This is a genomic window from Buttiauxella sp. AC038 (assembly GCF_979253565.1).
This window is the reverse complement of the sequence record NZ_CEEDCQ010000001.1, coordinates 3,827,178-3,845,692: the sequence shown is the minus strand read 5'-3', so window position 1 is coordinate 3,845,692 and position 18,515 is coordinate 3,827,178. Positions and strand designations below refer to the sequence as shown.

Here is an 18,515-nt window from a genome sequence, read left to right as displayed (position 1 = left end):
CCAATCACATCATGAATATTGCTTCACTTCCGGCGAATAGTGGTGGTGATTACTATATTCAGACTGCTCTTCCTAATGAAGTTAACCTGATTCTGAATTACTTGAATCCTGCTTCAGAACTGCAGTTCTGGGATGGTGGTAGCGCAGCGGGCCATGGGACAGGCGGTGTTGGTGGCGATAATAATGTCAACGGTGGGGATGGAGTCTGGCGTGCTAATCGATTCGGCCAGACGAATAACTGGACTCAGGGAAATGGCGTCGGTAATGAGCCATGGGCAGCAACTGCCTTTGCTGTATTTGAGGGACAAAAAGGCACTGTCACTATAAGTAATGACAATGGACGAGTCATCACCTCTGGTATGCAATTCCTGACAGATGGTTATGTACTGCAACAACTTAATGCCATCTCTCAATTGCATTACATCAGCACCGTAACGGATGCTTTCAATACTACGGCACCAAAACCGGCCAACCGTTTCCAGTCGGATGGGGAAACCGAGGCGGATAGTTTCTTTGTTATCCGGGTCGGGGCTGCGGGCAGTAATAATGTGACGACGACAATCAATGCGAATTTGGTTCAGGACGAGTTAGACAGCGGTGTAGTGCGATTGCTGAAAACCGATCCGGGCCGTTTGATCCTCAATGGCATCAATGATTTCAGCGGTGGGGTAGAGATCTGGGGCGGCACTTTGCAGGTCTCTAAAGACGAAAGCCTGGGCGATTCAGGGACATCCATAACGATCAGAAATGCTTCGGCTTTGCAGGCGGGGGCTGATTTCACTACTAATCGTAATATTTATCTTGATGGCGCCACCGGTGGTTCGTTTGATTTATACGGTAACACCTTCACACCAGCGGGTCTGATTGCCGGCGATGGGCCGCTCAACGTCTATGATACCTCGGGCGGCAGCGACAGCAGTTTCCTCGAGATGAACCGGAAAAATATTTATCAGGGCGATACCAATATTGTTGGCAACGACAATAACGGGCAACTGACCGTCAATGCTAATGCCACTGGTGTGTTTGGCAAGGTGAACAGCCAGGTTTCTGTTTCCAATAATGCATTGCTAAATCTCAATAATTCAGCCTCTGGTGAGGCCCATACCTTTGAAGTCAATGATGCGAGTCTGGCATTCCACGACACCGCAGGGGCCGGGCAGAGCACCATCAATCTGACACAAGGTGCTAATGCGACATTCACTGATGAAAGCCACGGTGATAACGCTAATGTAACTGTTGACGCCAGTTCGATGCTTGCGCTCGGAGGCAGCGCGGATGCCGGTTCGGCGACGGTTGCTAACAGCGGTACGGTTAAGTTTGCCGACAATGCGCAGGGCGCAGGGGCGGTGATTTCAAACCTTGCGGGTGGTTTAGTTGATATCAGCGCGGCACTGGCCAGTGCGTCAGTCGGTTCGTTATCGGGCGCGGGTAACATTGCACTGGGAGCCGCAACGTTGGTTGAAGGGGCATTAGGGCGCAATGACACCATCAGCGGAATTATTGACGGCAGCGGAAACCTGGTGAAGACCGGTACCGGGACCTTAAACCTGACCGCAGCTAACACCTGGACCGGGGCGACAACCGCACAGCAAGGCGTGTTGCTTATCAACGGTAATCAAGTGGCTGCGACGGGTAAAACCACCGTCAATAACGGCGCAACACTCGGTGGTGCTGGCGTGTTGGGTGGCAGCGTTGTTGTTGATGACGGTGGGCACCTGGCCGCAGGGCAGGACCTGGCAAGCGTTGGTGTGCTGACAATGGGCGCATTAACACTCAACCAAAACTCACAAGTCGACTTCCAGTTTGGACAGCCTTACACCGTTGGCGGTGCGCTTAACGACCTGATCAACATCAATGGCGATCTCAACCTTAACGGCCAACTGAATATCACACAGACTCCGGGCGGCAGCTTTGATGTCGGGGTTTATCGCGTCTTCAATTATACCGGTGCGTTGACCGACAATATTCTGGAGATAGGTTCGGCGCCTCCGGCAGCAGACGATCTCTATGTTCAAACCTCAATTGCAGGCCAGGTCAATCTGGTGAATCGCACCGGCTATGTCATGCGCTTCTGGGATGGATTTGGCGGCGCGGGTGGGGCGCTGAAAAACAACGGCGTGATCGACGGCGGCAACGGTATCTGGCAAAGCGCCAGCGGTAATGATAACTGGACGACGGACGTCACTACCCCGGACGGACGTTTTAATACACCGTTTAGCGATGGTTCGTTCGCGGTATTTGGCGGCACTGCGGGCAATGTCACGATAGATACAAGCCTGGGCGAAGTCGCGATTAGCGGCGCGCAATTTGCCACCGACGGTTACGTAGTTGGCGGTGATAACCTCACCACGCATACCGCCAATACCGTGATTCGCGTAGGCGATGGTACGGCGCCGAGCGCGGGCTACACCGCGACTATCAACTCGGTTATCGACGGCGAAGGGGGCATCAACAAGGCCGACCTCGGCACATTGATTCTTAATGGTAACAACCAATACCAGGGAGGAACGCAGGTGAGCGGCGGCGTATTGCAGGTTTCTTCTGACGGCAATCTCGGCGCTGCGGGAACCGGAATTGGCCTGAGTGGCGGCACATTGCGCTACGGTGGCGCTTTTGACACGGCACGCCAGGTAACGCTTTCTGGCGTCGGTGGGGCTATCGATACCAACGGCAACTCGGTTTCGCTGTTAAGTGCAGTAACCGGCAATGGCAACTTCACCAAGCTGGGTAAAGGCACTTTGACGCTCACCCAGGACAGCAGTTTTGCAGGACTTACCACCGTCAGTGATGGTGTGCTGCAATTGGGCAACGGTGGAACGGCAGGCAATGTTGGCGGCAATATTGTCGATAACGCGACTCTTGCGATTAACCGCAGCGACACCTTCACCTTAAACGGCGATATATCGGGCAGCGGGCGAGTCTGGCAGCAAGGTAGTGGCACCACTATTCTCAACGGTAGCAATACCTGGAGTGGGATTACTCTTGTCGAAAAAGGGACTTTGCTTGCGTCGGGCGAGGACCGCTTTAGCCAGAAATCGAGCCATATTGTTAGCAGTGGTGCCACTCTGGATACTGGCGGCTACAGCCAGTCGGTCGCCAATCTGGTTAACCAGGGAACCATCAATCTGCGTGGCGGTGATGTGGGCTCAACACTCACGGTGAATGGTAGCTATGTGGGTGTCGATGGCACGTTGAAAATTGCTGCGCAACAGCACAGCCCTGGTGTTGCTGACCGTCTGGTTATCAATGGTGGCACTGCTTCTGGCAGCACGCTTTTGGATATCGATGTTAGCCAGTTGGGCGAGCCTACTACGGGTGATGGTATTTTGGTTGTTGACGCCGTTAATGGCGCAACTACCACCGCACAGACCACTAAAGATGCCTTTAACATCGGCGGCGATATTCTGACTGCCGGAGCCTGGGAATACCAATTGTTTGCCGGAAATGCTCAGGGCGCGGGCGAGGATTGGTTCTTGCGCGCGGGCTATCGACCGGATGTTCCAGGGTTTGATACGCTGGCCGCGATCATCCGCCAGGCTGATCTTACTGTGCTCGGCACACTTCACCAGCGTCTGGGTGATGAGCAACCGTACAAGGCCGATGTGCCTGAAGATCAGGAAGGGCGTTTCTGGGCGCGTTACATCGTGAAGTCGGTCGATCAGAAACATGATGACCCAACCCAATCGCAAAGCAGCACCAACTACAATGGCATGCAGATGGGGCTTGATCTCTGGCAGAACGATAAATGGCGTGCGGGTTTGTACACCACCTTTATGGATACCGACAGCTCAATCAGTGGCATAACCGGGATGAGTGGTGGCGACGCGTATAACTCTACATTCTCGTCTTACCTTGGCGGCTACGGAACCTGGACTGATACCAACGGCTTGTATGTCGATAATGTTTTGCAGTACGGATACCACTCGGTTGATTTGAAGAATATGTATGATCGCGAGACTTACAATCCTGATGGCAACTCGTTTACGGCATCTGTAGAAGTGGGTAAACCGTGGCAACTGGGTGACAGTAACTGGCTGATTGAACCGCAGGCGCAATTAATCTACCAATATAGTGATTTTGATGACGTAACACTCAAGGATCGCGGCAAGACCAAAGTCTCGGTTAATGCTGACGGTTCTGTTATTGGTCGCCTCGGGGTTCGCCTGGCGGCGGATTACGACACTAACTACGGCAAAGTGAAACCGTATGTGCGCGTCAACTACTGGCAGGAGCTCTCTGATGGGCAGGACACCGTGACCTGGAAGAACACGGCGAATAACGCCGCAGCAACGGATATCAATGCCAACCAGCGCTTCCAGACTACCGAAGTTGCCGTCGGCACCACATGGGCAGTGACTGCGGATGTACAGGGCTATACTGAAATCGGGAAAACATGGGATGGCGGAGGTGATACTTCCGTGTCATCAGATGTTTCGGCGTCGGTGGGTATGAAGATTCGCTTCTAATATGATTTTGGGGTCAGGATCGTTAGTATGAATGACCCGCTTTCGCAGGTCGGATTAGCGAAGCGACATCCGACAAAATCAGGAGGAAACATGAACATCAGCGATGTAGCGAAAAGGACCGGTTTAACCAGCAAAGCGATTCGTTTTTATGAAGAAAAGGGGCTCGTGACAGCACCGCTTCGTTCTGAAAACGGCTACCGTAGCTATTCGCAAAAACATCTTGATGAGCTGACCTTGCTGCGCCAGGCACGGCAGGTGGGGTTTAATCTTGAAGAGTGTCGCGAGCTGGTCAATTTGTTCAACGACCCGGCGCGACACAGTGCGGATGTGAAAACACGCACGCTGCAAAAAGTGGCAGATATTGAAAAACATATCAGTGAGCTTCAGGCGATGCGCCAACAATTGCTGGCGCTTGCCGAATCCTGCCCAGGGGACGACAGCGCAGATTGCCCGATCATCGATAACCTTTCGGGCTGTTGCCATCGCCAGTAATCAGTCGCTACGCAATCTTCGTTTTCCGTAGGTAGGATTAGCGTAGCGCCATCTGATAACTCACGCTTGAATGGCTCTTACCTTCAACGTAATCCCTTCAACAGCCACCACCACAATATCGGTGCCTGCTGCTAAATCGCTATCTGCCATCACCGGCCATGAGCTATCGGCTACCCGCACATGGCCGCGGCCATTAACTAACGCGGTTTCCAAACGCAAACGCCTGCCAATAAGCTGGTGGCCGCGCTGATTGAGCACTTCGCCAGGCTCTTGCTGTTTACGTGTCGACAGCCAGCGCCACCACAGAAAAGCGGCAACCAGTGTGAGCACGGCAAAGCAAACGCCTTGCCATTCCCAACCCAGTGGCAACACCCACACCAGCAAACCGGTGAGCACTGCCGCAACACCGCTCCACAGCAGATAACCACTGGCACCGAGCATTTCAGCCGCCAGCAGCAGACCTCCCAACGTTAGCCAGAAGATATGCGCGTGGGTAAATATCACGGCAATCATCTTTTACGCTCGGTACCGCTTTGCGCGATAAGTTCGCTAATCCCGGCAATCGAACCCATCAGGCTTGTGGCATCAAGCGGCATCAGCACCACTTTGCTGTTATTGGCAGAGCCTATCTGTTGCAGCGCGTCAGTGTATTTCTGGGCAACAAAGTAGTTAATCGCCTGAATATCACCAGCAGCGATAGCTTCAGAAACCATTTTTGTCGCCGCTGCTTCCGCTTCCGCACTACGTTCACGGGCTTCTGCCTGTAAGAACGCTGACTGGCGCTCACCTTCCGCTTTCAGGATTTTTGACTGCTTATCCCCTTCGGCTTTGACAATTTCCGCCTGACGAATACCTTCAGCTTCGAGAATGTACGCACGCTTGGTACGTTCAGCTTTCATCTGCGCATTCATTGCGTCAATCAGCTCCGCCGGTGGGCGCACATCACGGATCTCAATACGGGTGATTTTTATCCCCCACGGATTGGTGGCTTCATCAACGATATGCAGCAGGCGTGTGTTGATGTTGTCACGCTGCGAGAGCATTTCGTCGAGCTCCATTGAACCGAGCACGGTACGGATGTTGGTCATGGTGAGGTTCATGATAGCCAGCTCAAGATTGCTGACTTCATACGCCGCGCGCGGGGCGTCAACGACCTGAATAAAGCACACCGCGTCGATGGCGACGTTGGCGTTATCTTTAGAGATGATTTCCTGAGAAGGGATGTCGAGCACTTGCTCCATCATATTGATTTTGCGGCCAATGCGGTCCATAAACGGCACCACAAGGCTTAAGCCCGGCATCAGAGTTTTGGTGTAACGGCCGAAGCGCTCCACGGTCCATTGGTAGCCCTGCGGCACGATTTTTACCCCGGCGCCGACGATAATCAGCGCGACGAGGATCAGTACGGGAATGACGATTAGCATCAAAAAAACCTCCATTGTTTATTTGATGTAAGTCTAACCCTTTACGTGGAAAGATTCAGCGACTTCCGATACCCGTCATCCTTCAAGCTGCAGAGGTGTTGGCTGCAACTCGAATGCTAACGGGTATAACAAAGAGGCCATTTGATAAATACTTAATAAAGCAGCGAATACATCTGGCGGCGATACTTAGAGGCCAGCGCATCACCGGTGCCCAAGGCTGCGAGAATTTCCATTAGCATTTTGCGCACTTGCCCATCAGCGGCAGCCAGGTCTTTTTTCAGATGGCTAAACAGTAGCTCCAGCGCTTCTTCGTTACGCCCGACCTGATGCAGTTGCAGCGCCAGTTGGCTGGCTAACAGCGCGTTTTCAGGATCTTGCTCAACTTGTTGTTGCAGTTGCTGAATTTCTGGTGTGTCGGCGGCTTGTTTCAGTAAATCAATTTGAGCCACCAGACCCTGGTAACGTGTATCTTGATCCTGCAATGGAATGGTTTTCAGCACTGCCTCTGCATCTTCGCTACGGTTCAGCGCAATTTGTACTTCCGCCAGCATTAGGCCAATTTCACTGTTCTGGTTGGAAATCTGCCAGGCGTCTTTAAGCAACGGCAGCGCTTCAGCGTGCTTGCCTTCCTGCATCAGTAGCATCGCTTCTTGCGCTTTCAGCTCTTCTTCACGCGGCAGAACTTTTTCCAGCAGCGCGCGAATCGCTTCTTCAGGCTGTGGTCCCTGGAAGCCATCAACAGGCTGACCATTCTGGAACAAATAAACCGTTGGGATGCTGCGCAAACCAAACTTAGACGCGACCATTTGCTCGGCATCGCAGTCTACTTTGGCAAGGATAAACTGCCCTTGATACTGCGCTGCAAGCTTATCCAGAACCGGTGTTAACTGTTCGCAGTGTTGGCTGCGTGCCGACCAGAAATAGAACAGAATCGGTGTAGTAACGGACTGTTCCAGCACCTGGTGCATGTTCGCTTCGGTGATATCAATATTGTACGGTGCAGACATGGCTTAACTCTCTTTTAAATATTTAATAATTACATGGGGGTTGGCGTCAGTTGCTTCAACTAACCACGTAAAATTTTATCCAACATACGGCCTGGTAACAGGCGGCGTAACCACGTTAAAGCATGGGCAACCAGCGTCACCGGATAACGTAATTTCGGGTTTGAGCTTTCAAAAGCATGGCGCACTTTTTCCACTACCGCTTCCGGCCCGAGCGTAAAGCGTGCAGCAATTCCTGGGTTTTCTACCGGATGGTCAGCTTGAGTCTGGTTGACGTTCTGCGTGAACTGGGTGCGAATCGGGCCGGGCTCAATCAAGCTGACTTTAATTCCACTATGATGCAGTTCCATGCGTAGTGCATCGGACCAGGCTTCCAGCGCATATTTACTGGCGGCATACGCACCACGACCTGGCGTGGAAACCAGACCCATAACCGAGCTGGTCATCACAATGCGCCCTTCACGGTGCGGCAGCATGGCCGGCAGTAACAGCATGGTCAGCTGGTGGGTGCCAAACAAATTGGTTGAAAACTGTTGCTCAAGCTGGTCGCGTGAAAGGGTTTGCAACGGCCCATAAACGCCAAAACCGCCGTTGTTAAACAGCCCATACAGGCGGTTTTCGGTCAGTTCAATGACTTGTTCCGCCGCTGCTTTCACACTCTCGGGCGAGTCGAGATCGAGCAATACGCCGGTCAATCCGGCCTGGTTCATACGCTCAACATCTGCAGGTTTACGGCAGGCAGCCAGAACGTGATAACCCTTCTGCTTTAAATCTTGTGCGCAGGCAAAACCAATACCGCTGGAACAACCTGTAATTAAAACTGATTTTTGCATAACTTTACCCGAGAGGTGCCCCGATTGTTCATGAGTCATGTTTAACTAAAGGTGCCAGACGGGAAGACATCCAGTCGGCGATAAACGGTTGAGCATCACTATTCGGATGTATACCGTCATCCTGCATCCATTGCGGTTTCAAATAGACCTCCTCCATAAAAAATGGCAGAAGAGGAATAGAAAACTCTTTGGCAAGTTGCGGATAAATAGCGCTAAACGACTCATTATAACGACGACCGTAGTTTGCAGGCAGACGTATTTGCATCAGCAATGGTTGAGCGTTTGCCGCTTTCACATCGTTAATTATCTGGCGCAAACTTTTCTCGATGGCTTGTGGCTGAAAACCGCGCAGGCCATCGTTACCGCCAAGCTCAATTAATACCCAGCGAGGCTGATGCTGTTTCAGTAGCGCCGGTAACCGTGCCAGACCTTGTGGTGCGGTGTCGCCACTAATACTGGCGTTCACCACCTTAGTATTTTGCTGGTGCCACTTCGCATCCAGCAAGGCCGGCCAGGCTGCTGTTGCTGACATTCGGTAACCGGCGCTCAGGCTATCTCCCAAAATCAACAACGTGTCCGCATGCGCGGCGCGAATGGTTAAGAAAGCCAGAAACAGGAAGGGCAAATGCCAGCGGAAAACATTGTTGAAGTTCATCATCTTAGTAAGTCCGTAGGAACTGGGGAACATCAGCTCTCCATCCTTACCGGAGTTGAGCTGGTTGTCAAACAGGCGCAGACCATCGCGCTTATCGGTGAATCCGGTTCAGGGAAGTCTACACTACTGGCGATTCTGGCGGGGCTCGATGATGGCAGCGAAGGTGAGGTGCATCTGTGCGGCCAGCCGCTGCATAGTATGGATGAAGAAGCTCGAGCGGCATTGCGGGCGAAAAACGTCGGCTTTGTATTCCAGTCATTCATGTTGGTTCCCACGCTTAACGCGCTTGAGAACGTTGAACTTCCGGCGCTGCTGCGCGGGGAAAATGACTCATCCAGTCGTGCGCAGGCGAAAGCATTGCTCGAACAGCTTGGTCTGGGGAAACGTTTGGATCACCTCCCCGCGCAGCTTTCCGGTGGCGAACAGCAACGTGTGGCATTGGCTCGCGCCTTTAATGGGCGTCCTTCGGTGCTGTTTGCCGATGAGCCAACCGGTAATCTTGACCGCCACACCGGCGATCGTATTGCGGATTTACTCTTCTCCTTGAACCGGGATTTTTCCACTACGCTCATCCTCGTGACGCATGATGAACAGCTTGCAGCCCGCTGTGACCGCCGCCTGCGCCTGCGCGAAGGTCAGTTGTGGGAGGAAGCATGATTGCCCGCTGGTTCTGGCGTGAATGGCGCTCGCCATCGTTATTGATTGTCTGGCTGGCGTTGAGCCTGGCGGTGGCATGTGTGCTGGCGTTGGGTAATATCAGCGACCGCATGGAACAAGGGCTAAACCAGCAAAGCCGCGACTTTATGGCGGGTGACCGTGCATTACGCAGCTCGCGAGAAGTGCCTGAGGAATGGCTGGATCAGGCGAAAAAGGACGGGCTGAAAGTCGGCAAACAACTGACCTTCGCCACCATGACATTTGCCGGAGATACGCCGCAACTGGCATCGGTAAAAGCCGTGGATGAGGTTTACCCGATGTACGGCCAGCTCGATACCAACCCGCCAGGGCTAAAACCCGAGCCGGGAAGCGTGCTGTTGGCACCGCGTTTAATGGCGTTGCTCAATCTTAACGTGGGGGACTCGCTGGATGTGGGCGACACCACATTACGCATTGCCGGAGAAGTGATTCAGGAGCCGGACTCGGGTTTTAACCCGTTCCAGATGGCTCCGCGCTTAATGATGAACCTGGCTGATGTGGAAAAAACCGGCGCGGTGCAGCCGGGGAGCCGTATCTCATGGCGCTACAAATTTGGCGGCACGCCGCAGCAGCTCGATAAATTTGAACAGTATGTGGTGCCAAAACTCAAGCCAGAGCAGCGCTGGTACGGTATGGAACAAGATGACGGCGCTCTCGGGAAATCTCTGGAACGCTCGCAACAATTCTTACTACTCTCTGCACTGCTGACGCTATTACTGGCAGTCGCAGCCGTTGCGGTCGCGATGAATCATTACTGCCGCAGCCGTTACGATTTAGTCGCCATCTTGAAAACCCTCGGGGCAGGGCGTGCTGCGCTGCGCAAGCTGATTATCGGCCAGTGGTTGATGGTGCTGGCGCTAGCGGCAATTACCGGTGGTGCCGCAGGGCTGGTGTTTGAAGCGGTGCTAATGCGCCTGCTTAAGCCTGTATTGCCTGCCGCCCTTCCTCCAGCCAGCCTCTGGCCGTGGGTGTGGGCTGTCGGTTCAATGGTGGTGATCTCCCTGCTGGTGGGTTTGCGCCCCTATCGCTTACTGCTGGCAACCCAACCGCTGCGCGTTTTACGCCGTGATGCCGTGGCAAACGTCTGGCCGCTGAAAATCTATCTGCCAGTCATCTTCATCGTTGTTGTCGCACTGCTGGCCGCATTGATGGGTGGGAGCACGCTTTTGTGGGCGGTGCTGGCAGGTACAGTTGTACTCGCGGCTTTGTGCGGCATTGTTGGCTGGGGGGTACTGAAACTGCTGAAGAAGCTGACGCTGAAAAACCTCGCGCTGCGCCTGGCCGTAAATCGCCTTCTGCGCCAGCCATGGGCAACCTTAAGTCAGCTTGCGGCGTTTTCGCTATCGTTTATGTTACTGGCATTGTTGTTGGTACTGCGTGGCGATTTGCTTGACCGCTGGCAGCAACAGTTACCGCCGGAAAGCCCGAATTATTTCCTGCTAAACATTGCCACCGAGCAGGTTCAGCCAGTGAAAGAGTTTTTAGCTGAGCATCAGATAATCCCGGAATCGTTCTACCCGATTGTGCGTGTGCGTATGACGGCGATAAACGGAAAATCCACCGAGGGTAATACTGATGAAGCACTTAACCGCGAACTCAATCTGACGTGGCAGAGCCAGAAGCCAACGCATAACCCAATACTTGCCGGTTCATGGCCGCCGAAAGCGGGCGAAGTGTCCATGGATGAAGGTGTTGCAAAACGGCTGAAGATTAAACTGGGAGATACCGTCACGTTTATGGGCGATACCCAGGATTTCTCGGCGAAAGTTTCAAGCCTGCGTAAAGTTGATTGGGAGAGTCTGCGACCTAATTTCTATTTTATCTTCCCGCCGGGTGCGCTCGACAACCAACCACAAAGCTGGCTGACGAGCTTCCATCTGGATGGGAAAAATGGCGTGTTAACGCAACTTAACCGTGAATTCCCTACCGTCAGTTTGCTGGATATCGGGGCCATTTTGCGCCAGGTAGGGCAGGTGCTAGAGCAGGTGAGCCGGGCATTGGAAGTGATGGTGGTGCTGGTGACTGCTTGCGGTGTGCTGTTACTGCTGGCCCAGGTTCAAGTAGGGATGCGCCAACGGCATCAGGAACTGGTGGTATATCGCACTTTGGGTGCAGGGAAGCGCTTGCTGCGCACGACTTTATGGTGTGAATTTGCGGTTCTGGGGCTGGTTTCCGGGCTGGTGGCGGCGATTGGTGCTGAAACTGCGCTCGGTCTACTGCAAACCCGCGTGTTTGATTTCCCATGGGAACCAGACTGGCGGCTGTGGGTAATCCTGCCGTTAACCGGTGCTGTGCTGCTTTCTCTGTGTGGCGGCTGGTTGGGGATTCGTTTGCTGAAAGGTAAAGCGCTATTCCGCCAGTTTGTTGCCTGATAAGCGTGAAACTTACGGGCTGGCAATCTATTTAACGCCAGCCCGTTGAAGGTAATTTACGCTGTACGTTCGCGAAGCCAGGCTTCCACCTGTTGGTAGTCGCCACGAAAGACAATATTGTGTGCTTTTTTACTTAGTTGATAACGATACATTGGGTCGTAATACTCTTCGAGCAGCGGCGAAAGCCAGGCGAGATGCCCTTCTACTGAGCCGGTTTTGCGTTGCTCAACCAATGCTTCATCCAGATATGCGCTGAACTGCGCAAAGCGTTCCATCCCCAGACGGCGGCGGATAGCGAACAGGCCATGATGCAAATACTCACCATAGTTCTGCCAGGCTGTCTCTTCGTCGTGTACTGATAAAAATGCTTCGCTCATTTGCTGGAAATATTCGGTTTTTAAACGCTCTAAACGCTGCTCGAATGGATCGTCAATCACCACAATCGGTGAGCGTTGCATCTGTTCTCTGAAGCACTCCGGGATGTGGCGAGAGCCAATCATCCGGCCTTCATCTTCAACAACCCAGGTTACTTGCGCTCCATCACTTTTCTTAAGCAACGTTACCGCGAGATTATTTTCAAAATTTGCCTGAGAGGGTTGCTCGACAATCGTGCGGCCAAACGACGAACCGCGATGATGCGCCAACCCCTCAAGATCGACACCCGTTGGTAACGAGCGAATAAGAATGGTTTTGCCGCCGCCAGTATTACCGCTGACGAGAAGCATCGGCCAGCGTGAACGTGACTCAATCATCTCCATCGCATAATGACGCAGTGCTTTGTAACCACCTTCAACCAATGGATAGTCAACGCCCGCTTCACGTAGCCACTGCTGCACAATGTGGGAACGCATGCCACCTCTGGCGCAACACAGGTATCCTTCTGGATTCTGGCGGCATTGCTCAAGCCACTTCTGCAAACGGGCATCACGGATTTCACCCTGGACAAGCTTATGACCTAATTCCACCGCAGCCTGCTGCCCGCGCTGTTTATAGCAAGTGCCGACTTGAGCACGCTCATCATCCGACATCAGCGGGAAATTCAGCGCGGCAGGCATCGCCCCCTGGCTGAATTCAACCGGAGCACGCACATCAATCAGCGGGATATCAGCGCGTAGAAGATGTTCATAATCTTGAGTATCGGGACGAGCGTTTTGCATAGATAAACCTTAAAGCGAGTGAGGCGGAATTGTGCGCTTTTGCATGCAAAAAAGAAAGGAAGGGGGAGTTGGCTTGAATGATCGGGCGGGTAAGCGCTTAGCGCCACCCGCCGTTATGGCTACTTAACGAATTTGTGCTGCGCCCAGGCAATACCACTGGCGTATTCCGCTGGCAACAATGGCACGATGGCTTCGAGAGTTGCACTCAGTCTATCGGTATCGCTGTCATTCAGATTGAGATGACCGACTTTGCGGCCCTCACGTACCTCTTTATCGTACCAATGCAAATGTACCAGAGGGAGTTTCAGCCAGTCGTAATTTAAATCGGTGCCGATAAGGTTAATCATGACCGACGGCGAATTAACGACAGGCTGTGGCAAAGGCAGGTCAACAATGGCGCGCAGATGCAGTTCAAACTGGCTGATGGATGCGCCATTTTGCGTCCAGTGCCCGCTGTTGTGTACGCGTGGGGCTAGTTCGTTAATCAGCAACCCGGCTGGCGTGATAAAGCACTCCATCGCCATGACACCAACATAGTTCAGCTCATGCATGATGGCAGAAAGCATCGCTTCAGCTTGCTGTTGTTGCTCAATATTAGCCTGCGGGAAAACAACGCTGGTGCGCAGAATACCGTCCTGATGCAGGTTGTGCGTCAGCGGGTAAAACACGGTTGTACCGTCGTGACCACGCGCGCCAACCAGAGAAACTTCGCCCGAGAAGTTAATGCCTTGCTCAACAATGCATTCGCCGTAGCAATCGTCCGGCAACTGAGCCGTTTCATCGCTGCGCAAACGCCACTGCCCACGCCCGTCATAACCACCTGTACGGCGCTTTACAATCGCCAGCTCGCCAAGGTTTTGGAACACACCTGCCCACTGGTCGCGGCTGGACAGTAATTGCCACGGCGCGGTCGCCAGATCGAGTTTATCGAACAGCTGTTTTTGCGTCAGACGGTCAGCGATGATTGGGAACACATCGCGGTTCACAAACGCATTGTGGCGAGCCAGTTCGCGGGTGAGTGCGGTTTCTGGCCAGCGTTCAATTTCTGCGGTGATGACGCTTTGCGCAAATGGCACGGCTTCAGGTTCTGCATCAAGGCCAACCGGGTAAACCGCGATACCCAACGGTTCGCCTGCCTGGCGCAGCATTCTGCCTAACTGGCCGTTACCCAGCACGCAAACGCGTTTCATGCTTCACCCCGTGGATCGGGGTTGTCCAGCACTTCATCGGTCTGGCTTTGACGCCACGCTTCAAGGCGCATAGTGAGTTCTTTATCGTGCAGCGCAAGGATTTGTGCCGCCAGCAAGGCCGCGTTGGCCGCACCCGCTTTGCCGATTGCCAGCGTGCCAACCGGAATACCACGTGGCATTTGTACAATGGAATAGAGACTGTCTACGCCGCTTAATGCCGCGCTTTGGACTGGCACACCCAGCACTGGAACCAGCGTTTTTGCCGCGATCATACCTGGCAAATGCGCCGCACCACCCGCGCCCGCAATAATAACCTGATAACCGTTGCCGCTTGCTTGTTCGGCAAAGCTGAAAAGTTTATCGGGAGTGCGGTGTGCGGAAACCACTTCGACATGGTGTGGAACATCAAGGGCGGTGAGGATTTCTGCGGCAAACAGCATGGTAGCCCAGTCACTTTTGGAACCCATGACAATGGCGATACGCGCTGGGGTCTGGTTGGAGGACATGCGTCTCAAAACTCCTGTGGGTGTGCAAACATCACCGAATATGGCTCGGTCGGTCAGAAGGGCACAGAGAATAGCATGAACATAGAGCAAGGAAAACGGTTGCGTAGCTAACAAGGCAGCAAAAAAACGCGATTTTGTTTAAAAAGAGAAGGGGATGAGTTCGACGTCTTCGGCAGTGACTTTAATCATCGACCCTTCGCTATGCCAGGCGCCAAGTACGCAACGAAATGCGGGCTTGCCGTTAGCTGAAAGCGAGTGAATTTCTGGGCGATGCGTATGGCCGTGGATCATCCACTGTACCTGATGGCGGGTGAGCGCGCGGGTCACGGTGTGTTGATTTACATCCATAATCGCCATTGATTTGCTGCTGTTCGAGGCTTTGCTGCCGGCGCGCATTTTGGCGGCGACGCGTTTACGAATAAACAGCGGCAGGGCGAGGAACAAACATTGTAGCCAGGGTCGGTGGACTTTCTTGCGGAACGCCTGATAACCGTGGTCGTCAGTGCAAAGGGTATCGCCATGCAGGATCAGCATTTTGCGGCCATACAGGTCGAGCGTTTTTTCTTCCGGCAATAAAGTCATGCCGCTAAGACGGGCAAAACGTTTGCCGAGCAGGAAATCGCGGTTGCCATGAATAAAGAAGCAGGGCACGCCGGAATCAACCAGATCTTTAATGGCTAAAGCAATTTGGCGGTGCAGCGGTTCAGGATCATCATCGCCAATCCAGGCTTCAAACAGATCGCCAAGGATGTAGAGCGCATCAGCTTCCCGAGCGGTGCCCGCCAGAAAACGCAGAAAACCGGCGGTAATCGCCGGTTCTTCTGAACACAGATGTAAATCTGCGATAAACAGCGTCGCCATGGGCGAATTATTCGCTGACGGTTACGCTTGTGATAACCACGTCTTCTTTAGGAACGTCCTGGTGCATACCGCTGCGGCCAGTGGACACGCCTTTGATTTTCTCAACAACGTCCATGCCTTCAACTACTTCAGCAAACACGCAGTAACCCCAACCTTGCATGCTTTCGCTGCTGAAGTTCAGGAAATCGTTGTCAGCCACGTTAATAAAGAACTGGGAACTTGCAGAATGTGGCGCCTGGGTACGAGCCATTGCCAGCGTACCTTTCGTGTTTTTCAGGCCGTTATTCGCTTCGTTCTGGATGGTGTCTTTGGTGTCTTTTTGCTTCATACCCGGTTCAAAACCGCCGCCCTGGATCATGAAACCATTGATCACACGGTGGAAAATGGTGTTCGCGTAGAAACCTTCGCGGCAGTACTCGAGGAAGTTTTTAACAGTTTCAGGCGCTTTATCATCAAAAGTTTTGATTACGATATCGCCGTGATTAGTATGAAAAGTAACCATGCTGTGCATCCTATATTAGTCAGACAGTGTTCGGGCAGACGGTGCCGCGACACAAGGTGGTTGTTATAGCATAACTGCACATGATCATCACCTTGCAAAGCGTGCTGCTTCCGTGTGAAATTTTGATGTAACATATAGCCTAATTTTGAAATCACACGCTTACATGGAATCCCCTGATGTTAAAAATCTTCAATACAATGAGTCGCCAAAAAGAGGAATTCAAACCTATTCATGCCGGAGAAGTTGGCATGTACGTGTGTGGTATCACCGTTTACGATCTGTGTCATATCGGCCATGGCCGTACTTTTGTCGCTTTCGATGTGGTCGCGCGTTACCTGCGCTTTATCGGCTATAAGCTGAAGTATGTGCGCAACATTACCGACATCGACGATAAAATCATCAAACGCGCCAATGAAAACGGCGAAGATTTTGTTGCGCTCGTAGACCGCATGGTTGCCGAAATGCACACCGATTTCGACGCGCTGAATATTTTGCGCCCGGACAGTGAGCCACGCGCCACCAAACATATTCCGGACATCATCGAAATTGTTGAACAGCTTATCGCGCGCAATCACGCCTATGTTGCCAGCAATGGTGATGTGATGTTCTCGGTAGAAAGTGATGCCGATTACGGCAAACTTTCCCGCCAGGATCTGGAACAACTGCAAGCCGGTGCCCGTGTTGAAGTCGAAGCAAACGTTAAGCGCAACCCGATGGATTTCGTGCTGTGGAAAATGTCGAAACCAGGCGAGCCAAGCTGGTCATCCCCGTGGGGCGAAGGTCGTCCAGGCTGGCACATCGAATGTTCTGCAATGAACTGCAAACAGCTCGGTAACCATTTTGATATTCATGGTGGCGGTTCGGACTTGATGTTCCCGCACCACGAAAACGAAATCGCCCAGTCAACCTGTGCGCACGGCGGCGAATACGTTAACACCTGGATGCACTCCGGAATGGTGATGGTTGACCGTGAGAAAATGTCCAAATCACTGGGCAACTTCTTCACCGTGCGTGACGTGTTGAAATATTACGATGCCGAAACCATTCGCTACTTCCTGATGTCTGGCCATTATCGTAGCCAGTTGAACTACAGTGAAGAGAACCTGAAACAGGCGCGTACCTCGCTTGAGCGTTTGTACACCGCATTGCGTGGTACAGACGGTAGCGTTCAGCCTGCGGGTGGCGAGGCGTTTGAAGCGCGTTTCCGTGAAGCGATGGACGATGATTTCAATACGCCGGAAGCTTACTCTGTACTGTTTGATATGGCGCGTGAAGTTAACCGCCTGAAAACTGAAGATTTGGCAGCAGCAAATGGCCTGGCTGCGGCATTGCGCCAACTTTCTGGCGTGCTGGGTTTACTGGAGCAAGATCCAGAAGCCTTCCTGCAAGGTGGTGCGCAGTCTGACGACGGCGAAGTGGCTGAGATCGAAGCGCTAATCAAACAGCGTAATGATGCCCGTCAATCAAAAGACTGGGCGCTGGCGGACAAGGCTCGTGACCGCTTGAATGAAATGGGAATTGTGCTGGAAGATGGCCCACAAGGGACAACCTGGCGCAGAAAGTAATCGTTATTTAATCACTCATTCAGAAAGCGGCTTAGGCCGCTTTTTTTATCAGCTATGATATTGGTGATAAGAATTAAAAAAGGTTAACTCATGGTTAGCGAAAATGATTTTAGCAACGACTCCGCTTCCCCATCTTTCTATCCGCCGAGGCCATTGGCGGAGATAGACATGTTGCACAAGCTCCTTTGCCCGCTTGGCACCCTGCGCACTTTTAAAGCTAAAGAAGAACTTAACGCGGTTCACGACGATGAAAAATACCTCTATTTATTCCCCACTGGGCATTTCACTTTTATTCGTGCAATTGATGGCCTCGTCCTTTCCTCAGTGCGAGGCAGAATGATATTTGGTCTGGCTGAGTGTTTGCGCCCCCGTGGTGGCTGGTTTCTTAAAGTTGAGGAAGATTGCAAGGGTTATGTCGTGCCTTATGAGCTGGCAAAAAAAGTGATCACTGAAAAGCAGTTATGGGAGACGGTAGCCAGCTTTCTCGCCTGGTCATTGCAGATTTATTCTCTGCGTGAAGAGCACCTGGTCGGCGTAACGGCTTATGTCATGGTGCGCAATAAACTGCTCGAGCTGTATTCACAAGCTCCCGATTTACGCAGTGACATCAATGCAGCAGATTTTATTCAGGAGCGTACGCAACTGGCGCGCAGCACGATTATGGCGATTCTCGGGGAGTTACGTCGTGGTGATTACATTGAGATTAAGCGTGGGAAACTGGTAGCGATTCGGCATTTGCCGAAGGAGTATTAGTAAGACTGGGTCGCAAGAATACGTAAGTGAAAATAAACC

General features: G+C 52.6%; 16 protein-coding genes. 6 read left to right on the top strand and 10 right to left on the bottom strand.

The window, feature by feature from the left end; all coding sequences use genetic code 11:
* The first annotated feature begins 11 nt into the window (after window positions 1–11).
* Both AC0IXI_RS18310 and cueR read left to right on the top strand, forming a co-directional pair.
* Window positions 12–4,466 carry an autotransporter outer membrane beta-barrel domain-containing protein gene (locus tag AC0IXI_RS18310; RefSeq protein WP_471682902.1) on the top strand — a complete coding sequence of 1,485 codons (4,455 nt, stop codon included), beginning with the start codon at window positions 12–14 and terminating at the stop codon, window positions 4,464–4,466.
* Window positions 4,467–4,556: 90 nt separating this feature from the next.
* Entirely contained in the window at window positions 4,557–4,958 is a 402-nt protein-coding gene (cueR, locus tag AC0IXI_RS18305) for a Cu(I)-responsive transcriptional regulator (RefSeq protein ID WP_064516773.1), read from the top strand.
* Window positions 4,959–5,018: 60 nt separating this feature from the next.
* Here cueR and AC0IXI_RS18300 read toward each other — a convergent pair whose 3' ends face one another.
* The 5 genes from AC0IXI_RS18300 to tesA form a co-directional block, all read right to left on the bottom strand.
* Window positions 5,019–5,471: an NfeD family protein gene (locus AC0IXI_RS18300; RefSeq protein ID WP_413498056.1), complete on the bottom strand. Its 453-nt coding sequence runs from the start codon at window positions 5,469–5,471 to the stop codon at window positions 5,019–5,021.
* On the bottom strand, window positions 5,468–6,382 hold the full coding sequence (locus AC0IXI_RS18295) for an SPFH domain-containing protein (RefSeq protein WP_064557085.1): 915 nt from the start codon (window positions 6,380–6,382) through the stop codon (window positions 5,468–5,470). The genes AC0IXI_RS18300 and AC0IXI_RS18295 overlap by 4 nt, the downstream gene beginning before the upstream one ends.
* A gap of 152 nt (window positions 6,383–6,534) precedes the next feature.
* On the bottom strand, window positions 6,535–7,389 hold the full coding sequence (locus AC0IXI_RS18290; protein ID WP_471682901.1) for a co-chaperone YbbN: 855 nt from the start codon (window positions 7,387–7,389) through the stop codon (window positions 6,535–6,537).
* Between the two features lie 59 nt (window positions 7,390–7,448).
* Window positions 7,449–8,258 carry an SDR family oxidoreductase gene (locus tag AC0IXI_RS18285; protein ID WP_422568934.1) on the bottom strand — a complete coding sequence of 270 codons (810 nt, stop codon included), beginning with the start codon at window positions 8,256–8,258 and terminating at the stop codon, window positions 7,449–7,451.
* A complete protein-coding gene (tesA, locus tag AC0IXI_RS18280) occupies window positions 8,248–8,877 on the bottom strand; it encodes a multifunctional acyl-CoA thioesterase I/protease I/lysophospholipase L1 (protein WP_064517643.1) in 630 nt (209 codons plus the stop codon). The genes AC0IXI_RS18285 and tesA overlap by 11 nt, the downstream gene beginning before the upstream one ends.
* On the opposite strand from tesA, the gene ybbA reads away from it, so the two are divergent.
* Window positions 8,845–9,531 (top strand): putative ABC transporter ATP-binding protein YbbA, encoded by a 687-nt coding sequence (gene ybbA, locus AC0IXI_RS18275; protein ID WP_134183960.1) that lies wholly within the window; start codon window positions 8,845–8,847, stop codon window positions 9,529–9,531. The genes tesA and ybbA overlap by 33 nt on opposite strands.
* Window positions 9,528–11,942, top strand: a complete 2,415-nt coding sequence (gene ybbP, locus AC0IXI_RS18270) for a putative ABC transporter permease subunit YbbP (protein WP_471682900.1) — start codon at window positions 9,528–9,530, stop codon at window positions 11,940–11,942. Before ybbA ends, ybbP begins: the two co-directional genes overlap by 4 nt.
* Window positions 11,943–11,998: 56 nt before the next feature.
* On the opposite strand, the gene mnmH is transcribed toward ybbP, so the two are convergent.
* The 5 genes from mnmH to ppiB all read right to left on the bottom strand — a co-directional run bounded on the left by mnmH (window position 11,999) and on the right by ppiB (window position 16,158).
* Window positions 11,999–13,099 (bottom strand): tRNA 2-selenouridine(34) synthase MnmH, encoded by a 1,101-nt coding sequence (gene mnmH / locus AC0IXI_RS18265; protein WP_471682899.1) that lies wholly within the window; start codon window positions 13,097–13,099, stop codon window positions 11,999–12,001.
* A 119-nt stretch (window positions 13,100–13,218) separates the two neighbouring features.
* On the bottom strand, window positions 13,219–14,289 hold the full coding sequence (gene purK, locus AC0IXI_RS18260) for a 5-(carboxyamino)imidazole ribonucleotide synthase (RefSeq protein WP_471682898.1): 1,071 nt from the start codon (window positions 14,287–14,289) through the stop codon (window positions 13,219–13,221).
* Complete coding sequence (gene purE / locus AC0IXI_RS18255; RefSeq protein ID WP_064516789.1) at window positions 14,286–14,795, bottom strand: 5-(carboxyamino)imidazole ribonucleotide mutase; 510 nt, start codon at window positions 14,793–14,795, stop codon at window positions 14,286–14,288. The genes purK and purE overlap by 4 nt, the downstream gene beginning before the upstream one ends.
* Window positions 14,796–14,933: 138 nt before the next feature.
* Window positions 14,934–15,656 carry a UDP-2,3-diacylglucosamine diphosphatase gene (lpxH, locus tag AC0IXI_RS18250; RefSeq protein ID WP_064516791.1) on the bottom strand — a complete coding sequence of 241 codons (723 nt, stop codon included), beginning with the start codon at window positions 15,654–15,656 and terminating at the stop codon, window positions 14,934–14,936.
* A gap of 7 nt (window positions 15,657–15,663) precedes the next feature.
* Window positions 15,664–16,158, bottom strand: a complete 495-nt coding sequence (gene ppiB, locus AC0IXI_RS18245; protein ID WP_064516793.1) for a peptidylprolyl isomerase B — start codon at window positions 16,156–16,158, stop codon at window positions 15,664–15,666.
* Between the two features lie 176 nt (window positions 16,159–16,334).
* Between ppiB and cysS the strand changes: the two genes are divergently transcribed.
* Together cysS and AC0IXI_RS18235 are read left to right on the top strand one after the other, a co-directional pair.
* The gene (gene cysS / locus AC0IXI_RS18240; protein WP_064516795.1) at window positions 16,335–17,723 is read left to right on the top strand and encodes a cysteine--tRNA ligase; all 1,389 of its coding nucleotides are present in this window, start codon (window positions 16,335–16,337) and stop codon (window positions 17,721–17,723) included.
* A 168-nt stretch (window positions 17,724–17,891) separates the two neighbouring features.
* Window positions 17,892–18,476: a helix-turn-helix domain-containing protein gene (locus AC0IXI_RS18235; RefSeq protein ID WP_422568943.1), complete on the top strand. Its 585-nt coding sequence runs from the start codon at window positions 17,892–17,894 to the stop codon at window positions 18,474–18,476.
* Window positions 18,477–18,515 lie beyond the last annotated feature (39 nt).

Coding starts and splice junctions, on each gene's coding strand:
- purK (WP_471682898.1), bottom strand. CDS start 14,289: ATGAAACGCGTTTGCGTGCTGGGTAACGGCCAGTTAGGCAGAATGCTG.
- cysS (WP_064516795.1), top strand. CDS start 16,335: ATGTTAAAAATCTTCAATACAATGAGTCGCCAAAAAGAGGAATTCAAA.
- AC0IXI_RS18285 (WP_422568934.1), bottom strand. CDS start 8,258: ATGACTCATGAACAATCGGGGCACCTCTCGGGTAAAGTTATGCAAAAA.
- ybbP (WP_471682900.1), top strand. CDS start 9,528: ATGATTGCCCGCTGGTTCTGGCGTGAATGGCGCTCGCCATCGTTATTG.
- AC0IXI_RS18235 (WP_422568943.1), top strand. CDS start 17,892: ATGTTGCACAAGCTCCTTTGCCCGCTTGGCACCCTGCGCACTTTTAAA.
- mnmH (WP_471682899.1), bottom strand. CDS start 13,099: ATGCAAAACGCTCGTCCCGATACTCAAGATTATGAACATCTTCTACGC.
- AC0IXI_RS18300 (WP_413498056.1), bottom strand. CDS start 5,471: ATGATTGCCGTGATATTTACCCACGCGCATATCTTCTGGCTAACGTTG.
- lpxH (WP_064516791.1), bottom strand. CDS start 15,656: ATGGCGACGCTGTTTATCGCAGATTTACATCTGTGTTCAGAAGAACCG.
- purE (WP_064516789.1), bottom strand. CDS start 14,795: ATGTCCTCCAACCAGACCCCAGCGCGTATCGCCATTGTCATGGGTTCC.
- AC0IXI_RS18290 (WP_471682901.1), bottom strand. CDS start 7,389: ATGTCTGCACCGTACAATATTGATATCACCGAAGCGAACATGCACCAG.
- cueR (WP_064516773.1), top strand. CDS start 4,557: ATGAACATCAGCGATGTAGCGAAAAGGACCGGTTTAACCAGCAAAGCG.
- tesA (WP_064517643.1), bottom strand. CDS start 8,877: ATGATGAACTTCAACAATGTTTTCCGCTGGCATTTGCCCTTCCTGTTT.
- AC0IXI_RS18295 (WP_064557085.1), bottom strand. CDS start 6,382: ATGCTAATCGTCATTCCCGTACTGATCCTCGTCGCGCTGATTATCGTC.
- AC0IXI_RS18310 (WP_471682902.1), top strand. CDS start 12: ATGAATATTGCTTCACTTCCGGCGAATAGTGGTGGTGATTACTATATT.
- ppiB (WP_064516793.1), bottom strand. CDS start 16,158: ATGGTTACTTTTCATACTAATCACGGCGATATCGTAATCAAAACTTTT.
- ybbA (WP_134183960.1), top strand. CDS start 8,845: ATGCCAGCGGAAAACATTGTTGAAGTTCATCATCTTAGTAAGTCCGTA.